Annotated in this window: 1 protein-coding gene; it reads left to right on the top strand. The window is 67.8% G+C overall.

From position 1 onward, the window contains the following. Positions 1-556 (top strand): Ig-like domain-containing protein (locus CKO25_RS20830; protein ID WP_200389849.1); only part of this gene is annotated, 556 nt, incomplete at both ends.

The raw sequence follows: 556 nt of genomic DNA, 5'->3' as shown, positions 1-556 counted from the left end.
GTGACCCTGACCAACGTGGTGGTCAGCGACGACCTGATCACGCCGGACGAGATCACCTGTGCCAGTGTGGCGCCGGGTGCGACCTGCGAGCTGGTGGGTACCTACACGGTCACGCTCGCCGATGCGAGCGCGGCGGTGGTGGTCAACACGGCGTCGGTTGACTCGGATCAGACCGATCCGGAGACGACCGAGCTGTCGACCCCGGTGCAGCCGCCGGTGGCGCCGACGGCCGAGGATGATGCATCGCTGGACAACCCGATGGGCACGCCGGTGACGTTGCCGGTGGTGGACAACGATGCGGCCGCTGACGGGCGGACGCTCGATCCGACGACGGTGGTGATCGACGGTGCCGATGCCGGCAGCGACGGCAAGACCAAGACGGTGCCCGGTGAAGGCACTTGGACGGTGGATGCGGACACGGGTGCGATCACCTTCACGCCCGAGGCGGGCTTTGAGGGCAATCCGACGCCGATCCAGTACCAGGTGTCGGATGATCTGGGGACGCCGTCGAATCGGGCGACGGTGACGGTGACCTATCTGGGTGCGCCGGCGCTGA

The organism is Thiocapsa imhoffii (assembly GCF_016583985.1).
In the GTDB taxonomy this organism is placed as follows: Bacteria; Pseudomonadota; Gammaproteobacteria; order Chromatiales; family Chromatiaceae; genus Thiocapsa; species Thiocapsa imhoffii.
This window is presented reverse-complemented; position numbering and strand designations above follow the sequence as displayed.